This window comes from Thalassospira sp. MCCC 1A02491, assembly GCF_001613785.1.
GTDB classification, from domain to species: domain Bacteria; phylum Pseudomonadota; class Alphaproteobacteria; order Rhodospirillales; family Thalassospiraceae; genus Thalassospira; species Thalassospira povalilytica.
In genome coordinates, this window is sequence record NZ_LPVX01000012.1 from 177,747 (window position 1) to 189,607 (window position 11,861).

At 55.1% G+C, this 11,861-nt stretch carries 12 protein-coding genes; 10 read left to right on the forward strand and 2 right to left on the reverse strand.

All coding sequences use genetic code 11. From position 1 onward, the window contains the following. Positions 1-65: 65 nt before the first annotated feature. From fabI to AUQ42_RS06020, 6 genes are all read left to right on the forward strand, one after another. A complete protein-coding gene (gene fabI / locus AUQ42_RS05995) occupies positions 66-896 on the forward strand; it encodes an enoyl-ACP reductase FabI (protein ID WP_068518183.1) in 831 nt (276 codons plus the stop codon). A gap of 92 nt (positions 897-988) precedes the next feature. Further along, on the forward strand, positions 989-2,092 hold the full coding sequence (aroC, locus tag AUQ42_RS06000; protein WP_068518184.1) for a chorismate synthase: 1,104 nt from the start codon (positions 989-991) through the stop codon (positions 2,090-2,092). A 43-nt stretch (positions 2,093-2,135) separates the two neighbouring features. After that, on the forward strand, positions 2,136-3,410 hold the full coding sequence (locus AUQ42_RS06005; RefSeq protein ID WP_068518185.1) for a hypothetical protein: 1,275 nt from the start codon (positions 2,136-2,138) through the stop codon (positions 3,408-3,410). A gap of 191 nt (positions 3,411-3,601) precedes the next feature. Then, positions 3,602-4,207: a TetR/AcrR family transcriptional regulator gene (locus AUQ42_RS06010; protein WP_068518186.1), complete on the forward strand. Its 606-nt coding sequence runs from the start codon at positions 3,602-3,604 to the stop codon at positions 4,205-4,207. Between the two features lie 38 nt (positions 4,208-4,245). Then, complete coding sequence (locus AUQ42_RS06015) at positions 4,246-4,713, forward strand: DUF2269 family protein (protein WP_068518187.1); 468 nt, start codon at positions 4,246-4,248, stop codon at positions 4,711-4,713. Between the two features lie 407 nt (positions 4,714-5,120). Next, the gene (locus AUQ42_RS06020; RefSeq protein WP_008891292.1) at positions 5,121-5,549 is read left to right on the forward strand and encodes a heme-binding protein; all 429 of its coding nucleotides are present in this window, start codon (positions 5,121-5,123) and stop codon (positions 5,547-5,549) included. A gap of 33 nt (positions 5,550-5,582) precedes the next feature. Here the strand turns inward: AUQ42_RS06020 and AUQ42_RS06025 are convergent, their stop codons facing one another. Continuing rightward, entirely contained in the window at positions 5,583-6,323 is a 741-nt protein-coding gene (locus tag AUQ42_RS06025) for a TlyA family RNA methyltransferase (protein ID WP_068518188.1), read from the reverse strand. 96 nt (positions 6,324-6,419) lie between these two features. Next, positions 6,420-7,097 (reverse strand): GntR family transcriptional regulator, encoded by a 678-nt coding sequence (locus AUQ42_RS06030; RefSeq protein WP_068518189.1) that lies wholly within the window; start codon positions 7,095-7,097, stop codon positions 6,420-6,422. 318 nt (positions 7,098-7,415) lie between these two features. Here AUQ42_RS06030 and dctP point away from each other — a divergent pair, with 318 nt between their 5' ends. The 4 genes from dctP to AUQ42_RS06050 all read left to right on the forward strand — a co-directional run bounded on the left by dctP (position 7,416) and on the right by AUQ42_RS06050 (position 11,861). Beyond that, the gene (gene dctP / locus AUQ42_RS06035; protein WP_068518292.1) at positions 7,416-8,423 is read left to right on the forward strand and encodes a TRAP transporter substrate-binding protein DctP; all 1,008 of its coding nucleotides are present in this window, start codon (positions 7,416-7,418) and stop codon (positions 8,421-8,423) included. Between the two features lie 103 nt (positions 8,424-8,526). Next, positions 8,527-9,216, forward strand: a complete 690-nt coding sequence (locus AUQ42_RS06040; RefSeq protein WP_101248011.1) for a TRAP transporter small permease — start codon at positions 8,527-8,529, stop codon at positions 9,214-9,216. Between the two features lie 12 nt (positions 9,217-9,228). Beyond that, on the forward strand, positions 9,229-10,545 hold the full coding sequence (locus tag AUQ42_RS06045; protein ID WP_068518190.1) for a TRAP transporter large permease: 1,317 nt from the start codon (positions 9,229-9,231) through the stop codon (positions 10,543-10,545). Continuing rightward, positions 10,545-11,861 (forward strand): malonyl-CoA decarboxylase, encoded by a 1,317-nt coding sequence (locus AUQ42_RS06050; RefSeq protein WP_068518191.1) that lies wholly within the window; start codon positions 10,545-10,547, stop codon positions 11,859-11,861. Before AUQ42_RS06045 ends, AUQ42_RS06050 begins: the two co-directional genes overlap by 1 nt.

Consider the following 11,861-nt stretch of genomic DNA (forward strand, 5'->3'; position numbering starts at 1 on the left):
GCCGGTCGCGGCTTTGATTGAATGCCTCCACCTGCCAGAGAGAGATCGTGGGAACGAGAGGAAAAATGAGCCTGTCCACCGAAAACATTTCGGGCCTGATGGCCGGTAAGCGTGGCCTGATTATGGGCGTCGCCAACGATAAATCCATCGCTTGGGGCATTGCACGTGCCGCCGCCGCCGCCGGTGCCGAAATTGCTTTTACCTTCCAGGGTGAGGCCCTCGAAAAACGTGTTCGTCCGCTTGCTGAATCTGTCGGCAGCGACATTGTCTTGCCATGTGACGTGTCGGACGCGGCCAGCATTGACGCTGTTTTTGACACGCTCAAGGAAAAATGGGGCAAGCTGGACTTCGTCGTCCACGCCATCGGCTATTCCGACAAGAACGAATTGCGTGGTCGCTATGTCGACACCTCGCCTGAAAACTTCGCCATGTCGATGAATATCTCGGTTTATTCGTTCACTGCTGTTGCCCAGCGTGCCGAAAAACTGATGTCTGCGGGTGGGTCGCTTCTGACCCTGTCCTATTACGGGGCAGAAAAAGTCATGCCGCATTACAACGTCATGGGCGTTGCCAAGGCGGCCCTTGAAGCCAGCGTAAAATATCTTGCCAATGACCTGGGTCCGGATGGCATTCGTGTGAATGCGATTTCGGCCGGCCCGATGAAGACCCTTGCGGCTTCGGGTATTGGCGATTTCCGCTATATCCTGAAATGGAATGAATACAATTCGCCGATGCGTCGCAACGTCACCCTTGATGATGTTGGCGGGTCCGGCCTGTACTTCCTGTCTGATCTGTCGACCGGTGTTACCGGCGAAACCCACCATGTCGATTGTGGTTATCACACGGTCGGCATGAAACAGGTTGATGCGCCTGACATCTCGGTTGTTAAAGGCTGATCAGCAAAAACGCTTATTTCCGGGCCGCCCAAAATCCTTTAAAGATCGGGCGGCCCGATTTGTCTCTGACCCTTGCATTCTGGAATTCGGATATGGCTGGCAACAGTTTTGGAACTCTTTTTCGGTTCACCACCTTTGGCGAAAGCCACGGCCCGGCAATTGGCTGTGTCGTTGATGGTGTGCCCCCCCTTCTGGAACTTTCCGAAGCCGACATTCAGGAATTCCTTGAAAAACGCAAACCCGGTCAGTCGCGCTTTACCACACAGCGTCGCGAACCTGATCAGGTCAAAATCCTTTCGGGTGTGTTCGAAGGCAAAACCACCGGAACCCCGATCGGGCTTCTGATTGAGAACGTTGATCAGCGCTCCAAGGATTACGGCGAAATCAAAAACCAGTTCCGCCCGGGCCATGCCGATTACACCTATTGGGAAAAATACGGCACGCGTGATTATCGTGGCGGCGGCCGTTCTTCGGCTCGCGAAACGGCGATGCGTGTTGCTGCCGGTGCGATTGCACGCAAGGTACTTGGCGATGATATCCAGATCCGCGCTGCATTGGTCAAAATGGGTACCAAGGAAATCAATCGCGACAACTGGAACTGGAACGAAGTTGATAACAACCCGTTCTTCTGTCCCGATCCCGAAGCCGTTCCGGTATTCGAAGAATATCTTGATGGCCTGCGCAAGGACGGATCATCGGTCGGCGCGGTGATCGAAGTCGTTTGTTCCGGCGTTCCGGTCGGACTTGGTGATCCGGTTTATGACAAGCTTGATGCCGATCTGGCCAAGGCGATGATGACGATCAACGCGGTCAAGGGTGTTGAAATCGGCAACGGTTTCGAAGCTGCCGAACTGACCGGCATTGAAAATGCCGATGAAATGCGCCTTGGCAATGATGGCAAACCGGTTTTCGGCTCCAACCACGCAGGCGGAATTCTGGGCGGGATCTCATCCGGGCAGGACATCGTCGTGCGTTTTGCGGTCAAACCGACCAGTTCGATCCTGACCCCGCGCAAAAGCATCGACATCTATGGCAAGGAAGTTGATGTCGTCACCAAGGGTCGCCATGACCCGTGTGTTGGCATTCGCGGCGTTCCGGTTGGCGAAGCCATGGCGGCCATCGTACTTGCCGATCACCTTCTGCGCCACCGCGCGCAATGCGAAGGCTGGAACACCAACAAACATTTCCCCAGCTGACAATTAGGGTCTTTGCCCAAGGTTTCCTGTCACAACCGGGTTGATGCCACGTCTTGATGGCATGAACCCAGTATTGCTCAAAACCCTGATCTCACTTGCTGCATCCAACAACAAGCCCGCCAAGAGCGGATCCCTTGGTGATGATGCACAACTGCGTGGCCGCACGATCCTCTATCCGGACGAGGCATTGGACCTGCCCGAATGGGGAATTGCCGGAATGCCCGGCATGGTCCTTGGTGCGGCACCGCAGACCTGTCTGTTTGTCAGTGATCTGCACATATCAGGCGCCAGTGACGATGCCCATAGCAGCGACACGGCATCTGGCGACAATGCATCAACGACAAACGACAGCAGCGATGATCAGGACAAGGACGCCGGCGAAATCGTTTCTTTCAGCCTGACGCTCAAATGCAATCCTGCACCTGAAAGCAATCTGAAATCCTGTACCATTGTCTGGAAGCTTGCCCTTCCGGTTGCCGGATATCGCGACATCCAGACCAGCAGCAACAGCGCAAGTGTACGCGCCCCGGTCATTCACACCCGGATGAAAATTGGCGGCATCATGCGCGATGTTGAAATCGGCCTGTTGGAAATGGGCGGCCTTGAACAGCCATTGCTGATCGGACAGGACACCCTGGCTGACAAATTCCTGATCCGTCCGGACAGAACCGAAAAAGACAGGAAAGTCGCAACCCCGTCAGTCGATCTCAATCCGCAAAAACCGGTCGAAAGCCCCGCACCTGCGGCCAAGGACAGTGCCGCGCCGACCACACCGGCGACACCAGCAACGCCTGCCGTACCTGCCCCATCAAGCGACAGCACCGACAGCACGCCAACGCCTCAACCAGCCCCCGACGCCACACAGCAACCGGCAACGCCAGGCGCAACAGCGGATGCAACCCCGACCTCGACTACGGCAGCGTCCCCGACTACGGAGACGCCCACGCCCGATACTCAGCCAGCATCCGTAACGCCAACACCGGATACGGCAGCGACACCAGAAGCACAGCAGTCACCGGCAGCACAGCAGGACAGTATACCTGATGCATCCGGTGCACCCGCTACACCCGGCACCAACAAACAAAGCCAGGAACCCCGGTCGGCCGACACAGCAACCAGCGCCGACGACAACAACACACAAACCGGCACGGATACACCAGCAACACCGGACACAACGAGCACCCCGGAAGTCCCCCCGCAACCTGCAACAGATACCCCCGATACATCACAAGATGGATCCACCAATCCCGATGTATCCCCCGATACCAAAACCGCCCCAACGGCGGACAGCACGGAACAAACGCCCAACCCCGTCTGACGTTCCTGCGACATATCCCTGTATAAACTGCACCGTCCCGATTTGGACGGTGCTTTTGTTTTGGCAGCGATCTGGGAAACCCGGAAATCCGCCACCTTTTTCACCGATCAAAGGTCGATTTTCCCTTGAAATGCGGGTCTTCACCCGTTAATGTTAACTTAGTTAACATAAGAAAATCGAGATACGAGCTAATGGGGAAATACCATCACGGTGACGTCCGTAATGTTCTTTTGCAAAAAGCCGAAACCATCCTGACAGAAGAAGGCCCGACCGGGCTGTCATTGCGCCGTCTGGCCCGCATGACCGGTGTATCAGAAGCCGCACCCTATCGTCATTTTGACGGAAAGGATGGCATTTTGGCGGCAGTTGCAATTGCCGCGTTTGAACGCTTTGCCGAACAGCTTGAATCTGTGGCGGCAAGTGTTGCGCATCACGAAGAACGCATCATGAAGCTTGGTGCGGCATATGTCGGCTTTGCCGTGGAAAATCCGCAACATTTCCGACTGATCTTTGGCCGCGAACGTCCGCCACTTGATCAATATCCCGAATTGCGTGATGCCGCGGATAATGCCTTTGATGTGTTGCAACGCGCGGTGACCTCGGTCGATCGCAAGGCCGAAATGACCCTGACCGAGGCCGCAACGGCTTATAACCGTGCGCTTGCCGCTTGGAGCCGTGCGCATGGCATTGCCATGCTGGTGATTGACGGCATGATCGTGCCACCCGCCGATCAGGAACTTGGCGATTTTGTTCTTGGCCTTCTTGCAGAAGACCTGACCGCCCCGACCGATCTGTAACGCTGCCTTTTTCAACCGCCATCAAACCGGATCAACCGATGGAATATTTCACCGTTAAATTCATTCATGTTCTTGGCGTTGTGCTGTTTCTTGGCAACATCATTGTATCGGCACTGTGGAAGACACAGGCCGACAAAACCGGCAATCCTGTGATCATTGCCTTTGCCTGTCGGCTGGTGAATATGACGGATCTGGCCTTTACCGCATTGGGCGGTGCCTTGATCACCATTGGCGGGATCGGGCTTTTTCATGCGACCGGAATTGCGATTTCGGACGCGCCCCATCTAACAATCGGCATCAGCCTGTTTGGCATGGCCGCAATGCTGTGGGTGACGGGGTTGGTCCCCTTGCAAATCTACATGTCAAAGATCGCCAGCCGGACCGTACAGGCGGGCGATCAAAACATGCCACCGGCCTATGAAAAATGCCGCAAACTTTGGAATATCATCGGGCTGATTGCCGTTATCTTGCCACTGGCAACCCTGTATTTCATGATTTACCGCTAGGCAGAGCCAAGATGCTGGCATTTTAAGGGTATTGCCCATCGCATCCGTCAGAGCGGTGACGCCAGCACCATGATTGTTACCGTCATCACCGACGGCCACGCCATTTGCGCCATGCCGCGCCGTATGGCGCCACATGCCGGGCTTCATCACCCGCCCGACACGGCATTACCGCCCCGCCATCGGTTGACATCTGCCTGATGGGGCGTGACCGTGCCAATCCTGCGCGGCACGAATTGGACCTTGGCGCGATTGCGGCTTTGTTGCCTGATGACATTGCCATTGAAACGGTTCCGGGCTGATTAGCCGGGCAATCTTCCACCATGTGAAAAGACGTTTTATGTGATTGATCGGCTTTTGCACCACCACATAAGATGCGCCAGCTTATTTCAAATCCCCGGAGACGTTCCATGCTGACCATCAAACGCCTGTCAATCGAAGACGCCTATATCCTGATTGAAGGTGCACGCAACCGCGCCAACGAAATCGGCGTTCCGATGTGCATTGCCATCACCGATGAATCCGGCGTCCTTATTGCTTTTGAACGCATGGATGGCGGCAAGGTCACCAGCACCACCATCGCACAGGACAAATCATTCACAGCATCGGGCGCACGCAAAGGCACGCATGAATATGCCGCCGCCGCACAGCCGGGCAAACCGGCCTATGGCATTGACAGTGAAATTGGCGGTCGCCTGTCGATTGTTGCCGGTGGTCTTCCGGTATTTGTCGATGGTGAATGCGTTGGCGGCATCGGCGTCAGTTCCGGCACCCCGCCCCAGGATCAGGATTGCGCACAGGCCGGCATTGATTTCTTCATGAAGAAAATCGGCAAATAACGACACGGTCACAGGTTGGAAATTGGCCTGACTTCAGGCCGATTTCCGCCCGCAAATCAAAAACTCGACATTGCCTTCCGGCCCGGTGATCGGGCTTTTGGTGATGCCCAGCACTTCCCAGCCCGGCAAGTTTGCCAGCCAGTCGGAAATGGTGTCACAGACTTCCTGATGCAGTTCTGGTTCGCGGACGACGCCTTTTTTGCCGACGCGTTCCTTGCCGACTTCAAATTGCGGTTTGATCAGCGCAATCAGATGACCGCCGGGTTTCAGGCGTTCCATACTTGCCGGAAGCACGGTACGCAACCCGATGAAGCTGGCATCGCACACCACGATATCAACAAGATCGGGAATTTGTTCATCGGTAAGATGACGGGCATTGGTCTTTTCCATGACCACGACACGATCGTCATTGCGCAGTTTCCAGTCAAGCTGCCCCTGCCCGACATCGACAGCATAAACCTTTGCCGCACCGTTTTGCAGCAAGACATCGGTAAAGCCACCGGTTGATGCCCCAACATCAATGCCGATAAAACCGGTCACATCAATCCCGAATTCGTCCAAGCCTTTTTCAAGCTTGAGCCCGCCGCGTGAAACCCACGGATGAGGTTGCCCGCGCAGCGTGATCGCCATGTCTTCCTTGCACTGCATGCCCGGCTTATCAAGCCGCTGCTCGCCGCTAAAGACATTGCCTGCCATGATAAATGCCTGCGCCTTGGACCGGCTTTCCACCAATCCGCGTTCCACAAGCAACTGATCTAAACGTTTCTTTGCCATGGCTGCGTTTTAGCGCAACCGGACAAAAAGGTCACGCCCAATCACAGGCAAGTTTGCCCGCCGGACCAACAGTTTTTGAAAGTCGTGAATAAGACGTCAGCTCGCCAGCGGTTCGAGATATCCGCGCGGGACGATCGCCAGAAGATCGTTCAGGGCCTCGCCCTGAACCGCAACATGCTGTTGCATCAGCTTGCCGGCAATATCGGCCTCGCCATTTGAAATGGCGCTCAGGATATCGGCATGTTCGTTGTTGGATTTTTTAACGCGCCCCGGGCGATGAAGCTGCAAACGGCGATACGGCGCCAGCCGGTTGCGGACATTCTTGGTCTGGCGTTCAAGGAAACTGTTGCGGCACCCGGCATAAATCGCTTCGTGGAAACGCACATTGGCCTCGTAATAGGCATCAGCATCGGCATGTTCCTGAAGCGCACTGCATTCATCGGCCAGTGCGATCAGGTTATCGATATCGACACGTGGCATACGACGCGCGGCAAGGCGGGCACACATGGCTTCGAGTTCTGCCATGACTTCGAACATTTCAATCAGTTCGGCAACCGTGATCGAGGCAACAATGGTTCCGCGACGGGGCATGGTGGCAACAAGCCCGGATCCGGCCAAAGTCTGGAGCGCTTCGCGAACCGGGGTGCGTGAAACACCGAACCGTTCGCTCAGGGAACGTTCGTCAAGCTTGTCACCGGGCTTAAGAACACCGGTCACAATATCGCGTTCAAGTTTCTGCACCAGATCGGTGGCAAGCTTACCGTTTTGCGCCATAAAACGCCCTTTTCTACAATCGGCCACTGGTATACCAGAACACATAAAATGGTACTAATCAAAGCCTTTTCTGTGCTGCTGCGCAGGGTTTTCATATTGCATTGCAAAAGTTGAATGGGAAATTTCCGCGATTTTCAAGCAAACACTCACAGGCGGGTTTGTGGCACTGCAAAACGCATCTCTGGTATACAAAATTGCATAGACAGGATGCCAGAAATCTGTAACGCTTTCCTCCAATGCGAAAACCGCATCAATAAAAAGACGCGCAAAAGCCGTCACAATGCATCCAAAAACGCATGCTTCATCCGGGAGGAAAAGATGAAGATTTTTAAAAAGACCCTTTCGGCGTCTGTCGCCGCCATCACCATGTCTGTTGCCGCTTTTGGCATGTCCGCATCTGCTGATGCGGAAACCCTGAAACTGTCGCACCAGTGGTCGACCAGCGACATCCGTCACAAGGTTGCACAGATTGTTGCCGACGAAGTCAAAGCGGCCAATGTCGATCTGGAAATCCAGATCTTCCCGTCCGGCTCCCTGTTCAAGGCGAAGGAACAGTGGACCCCTATGACCCGCGGGCAGCTTGACATGATTGTTTACCCGCTGGCGTATGCCGGTGGTCGTGTTCCGGCAACCAACCTTACCCTGATGCCGGCACTGGTCAAAAACCATGACCATGCAAACCGCATCAACGAATCCCCGTTCATGGCTAAAATCGAAGAGCTCCTGAACGAGGACGGTGTTGTCACCGTTGCCAAGGGCTGGCTTGCTGGCGGCTTTGCATCGACCAAAGGCTGCATTCACAAGCCTGAAGACGTAAAAGGCCTTCAGATCCGCGCTGCCGGTAAATCGTTCGAGCAGATGCTTGAAGGTGCCGGTGCCTCGATCGCTGCAATGCCGAGCTCGGAAATCTATCCGGCCATGCAGACCGGCGTTCTTGACGCAACCAACACCAGCTCGTCGAGCTTCGTTTCCTATCGTATCTACGAACAGGTCAAATGCTACACCCCGGCTGCCGGCAATGCGCTGTGGTTCATGTATCAGCCGGTTCTGATGTCGAAGAAAAGCTATGACAAGCTGAATGACGCGCAGAAAGCAGCCCTGGCTGCTGCTGCGAAGAAAGCAGAAGAATACTACACCACCGAAGGCCGCAAGCAGGATTCGGACAGCATCCAGGTCTTCAAGGATGCCGGTGTTGAAATCGCCGAACTCAGCGATGAAGATTTCGCAGCATGGCAGAAACTGGCCATGGAAACTTCCTACAAGAAGTTCGTCGAAGAGACCCCGAATGGTCAGGAACTTCTGGATATGGCACTTGCTGTAAAGTGATCCATACCTGATGTGCTGGTGGTGCCGACAAGTTCGGCACCACCCCATTTCCCAAAGAATACAAATAAACAGAACAATACGGTTCCGTCAGAGGAGTACGCGCGTGTCCAACGCCATGTCCCCGCACCCACTTCCGATTGATCTGCCCGATGATTTCGCGCAGACCCAAAGTGCGTCGCATTCCGTTAAGTCCGATATGCCGCCCCCGCCTGATGTCGAGCCGATCGACGACCACCACGCAAAGGCAGCCCGCCACCCGATGCCGCCCAAGGGGCCGCTTGATGCCTTTGTTGCCGTGATTCACACCGCATCTCGGATCTGCGGCATCGCATCGGCAACCATGTTCGGCGTTGCCATGCTGATCATTTGCCAGCTGGTGTTCATTCGTTATGCGCTTAATGACTCCACTGTCTGGCAGACCGAGGCGGTCATTTTCCTGATGATTGGCGCAACCCTGATCGGCCTGCCTTATGTGCAGTTGCTGCGCGGGCACGTGAATGTGGATTTGCTGCCGCTCTATCTTAAAAGCGGCGCGCGCATGACGCTTGCAGTTTTGACCTTGTTGTGTGGCATGGCGATCAGTGCGCTGTTTGGCTTCTATGGCCTTGAGCTCGTGCTTGAAGCCTATGACGGCGGCTGGCTGTCTGAAACCATCTGGGCGGTTCCGCTGTGGAAACCCTATTCGGCATTGCCGATCGGTTTCGGTCTTCTGTTCCTGCAGTTCCTGGCCGACTTCCTGACCCTTATCACCCGCCGGTCGACGCCGTTCGACCTGCGTGACGACGCCCTTTAAGGAGGCCGCATCATGGATCCGTTGCTTCTTGCGGCCATCGTTGGCATCGCAACCACAGTTGTTCTTTTCTCCGGTATTCCGGTTGGTATCGGCCTGCTTCTGGTCAGTGTCGGCTTCATCATCATCTTTGATGGCACCGGTTCGCTGCCGCTTTTGCCGGAAATCCTGTTTGGCAAACTTGAAAGCTTTGAAGTTCTTGCCATCCCGATGTTCATCCTGATGGGGGCGGTTGTTGCGTCCTCACGCGCCGGGGGTGACCTTTATTCCGTTCTTGATCGCTGGTTGACGCGTGTGCCGGGGGGTTTGGTTATTTCCAACCTGGGGGCATGTGCGATTTTCTCTGCACTGTCGGGGTCTTCCCCGGCAACCTGTGCTGCGATCGGCAAAATGGGCATTCCGGCAATGCGCGAACGCGGCTTTCCTGACACGGTTGCCGCCGGATCGATTGCTGCGGGTGGTACGCTTGGCATTCTGATCCCGCCAAGTGTCACCATGATCGTGTATGGTATTTCGACCGAAACCTCGATTGGTCGTCTTTTCCTTGCCGGTCTTTTGCCGGGTCTTCTGGTCACTGCCTTGTTCATGGCTTGGTCGCTTTATTCGACCTGGCGTCAGGGCAATGCCCAGGCTGCACTTGGTGTCGTCAAATACAGCTGGAAAGAAAAGTTTGAAATCCTTCCGCGTGTTCTGCCCTTCCTTGTGATCATCGGTGCGGTTCTGTTTGCGCTGTATGGCGGTGTTGCGACCCCGTCCGAAACGGCTGGTGTCGGGGCATTGTTCTGCCTGATCACCGCGATGATCATTTACAAGATGTGGAAACCCGGCCAGCTTTGGAATGTCTTCCGCGACACCACCAAAGAATCGGTGATGATCCTTCTGATCATCGGGGCGGCGGGTCTGTTCAGCTATATGCTGTCATCCCTGTTCATTACCCAGTCGATTGCACAGTGGATTTCCGCACTTGAGGTCAACCGCTGGGTTCTGATGGGCTTCATCAACCTGTTCCTGCTGATCAGCGGTTTCTTCCTGCCGCCGGTTGCCGTGATCCTGATGAGCGCCCCGATCCTGCTGCCTGTGATCATCAATGCCGGTTTTGACCCGTACTGGTTCGCCGTCATTCTTACGATCAACATGGAAATCGGCCTGATCACCCCGCCGGTCGGACTGAACCTGTATGTCATTAACGGCATTGCACCCGACATCCGCCTGCAAAGCATTCTTAAGGGCGCCTTCCCTTATGTGATGTGCATGATCGTGGCCATTATCATTCTTTGCTTCTTCCCTGAAATCGCCACCTGGCTTCCAGAAACGATAATCGGAGGACGCTAATGTCAGGCATCTCTGTCAGAAGCTGGATTTCAAGCATCGCCGACCGTGGGCGTGAACTGCTTGATCTGCCAATTTCCACCCCGCAGGATTCCTTCTCGCAACTCGGTGCCATGTGCAAAGACCTCGTTTCGCAAAAGGGCGAAGCACGTGGCACGGCCGTTGCGCGCGAAGTGGTCCGGCTTTGGGAAAACCTGCCAGAAGAAGATCATCTGCGCTTTTTCCAGATGATGCAGAACGACTTCAGCGCAGACCGCACCAAAGTTTCAAAAGCGGCCGACGCCTTTGCCAAGGACCCGTCAGAAACCAATCTGGCAGCCCTGACCCAGGCATCGGAACCCGCACGTCAGGAACTTCTGCGCCGCATCAATATGGCACCGGGGGGCACCCGCGCCATTGTCGATATGCGTGAAACCCTGATCGGTCTTTTGAAAACCAACCGCGATCTGGAACCGCTGAATGCCGATATGCAGCACCTGCTGACCAGTTGGTTTAACCGCGGCTTCCTTGAACTGCGTCATATTGATTGGGATACATCGGCCGCCATCCTTGAAAAACTGATCCGTTACGAAGCGGTACATGAAATTCAGGGCTGGGATGATCTGCGTCGTCGTCTGGCAACCGATCGCAAATGCTTTGCTTTCTTCCATCCGGCGATCCCCGATGATCCGCTGATCTTTGTCGAGGTCGCCCTTGTCCATGGTCTGGCCGACAGTGTTCAGGCTCTTCTGGCGCCGGAAATCGATGAAAAGGCGCCCGAAACCGCCAAGACCGCGATCTTCTATTCGATCAGCAACTGTCAGGCGGGGCTCAAGGGGATTTCATTTGGCAACTTCCTGATCAAACAGGTTGTCGAAGAACTGAAACGTGAATTCCCGCAGCTCAAGCAATTTGCCACCCTGTCGCCCATTCCGGGCTTCATGGGCTGGTTGCGGACGCGCCAGAAAAGCAAGGCCGACGATGCTGATCTTGCCGGTCAGGTTCTTGAAGGCCTTAGTCAGGATGGCTGGATCGACGATCCGGAAAAGGTCGAAGCCCTTCGCAAACCGACTGTTGCGCTGTGTGCGACCTATCTTGCGACCTGCAAACGCGGTAAATCGCCACTTGATCCCACCGCACGGTTCCATCTTGGCAATGGCGCACAGCTCGAACGGCTTAACTGGTTGGGCGACACATCAATCAAGGGCCTGCGCCAGGCGGGCGGCATGATGGTCAATTATGCCTACCACCTTGACGATATTGAGAAAAATCACGAAGCGCTGATGAATGACGGAAAAATCGCAACATCGAAATCCGTCGCACAGCTTGCCGGCATTTAA

Excerpts from the sequence above, each read along its gene's own strand:
- fabI (WP_068518183.1), top strand. The coding sequence starts at position 66 with ATGAGCCTGTCCACCGAAAACATTTCGGGCCTGATGGCCGGTAAGCGT.
- aroC (WP_068518184.1), top strand. The coding sequence starts at position 989 with ATGGCTGGCAACAGTTTTGGAACTCTTTTTCGGTTCACCACCTTTGGC.
- AUQ42_RS06005 (WP_068518185.1), top strand. The coding sequence starts at position 2,136 with ATGCCACGTCTTGATGGCATGAACCCAGTATTGCTCAAAACCCTGATC.
- AUQ42_RS06010 (WP_068518186.1), top strand. The coding sequence starts at position 3,602 with ATGGGGAAATACCATCACGGTGACGTCCGTAATGTTCTTTTGCAAAAA.
- AUQ42_RS06015 (WP_068518187.1), top strand. The coding sequence starts at position 4,246 with ATGGAATATTTCACCGTTAAATTCATTCATGTTCTTGGCGTTGTGCTG.
- AUQ42_RS06020 (WP_008891292.1), top strand. The coding sequence starts at position 5,121 with ATGCTGACCATCAAACGCCTGTCAATCGAAGACGCCTATATCCTGATT.
- AUQ42_RS06025 (WP_068518188.1), bottom strand. The coding sequence starts at position 6,323 with ATGGCAAAGAAACGTTTAGATCAGTTGCTTGTGGAACGCGGATTGGTG.
- AUQ42_RS06030 (WP_068518189.1), bottom strand. The coding sequence starts at position 7,097 with ATGGCGCAAAACGGTAAGCTTGCCACCGATCTGGTGCAGAAACTTGAA.
- dctP (WP_068518292.1), top strand. The coding sequence starts at position 7,416 with ATGAAGATTTTTAAAAAGACCCTTTCGGCGTCTGTCGCCGCCATCACC.
- AUQ42_RS06045 (WP_068518190.1), top strand. The coding sequence starts at position 9,229 with ATGGATCCGTTGCTTCTTGCGGCCATCGTTGGCATCGCAACCACAGTT.
- AUQ42_RS06050 (WP_068518191.1), top strand. The coding sequence starts at position 10,545 with ATGTCAGGCATCTCTGTCAGAAGCTGGATTTCAAGCATCGCCGACCGT.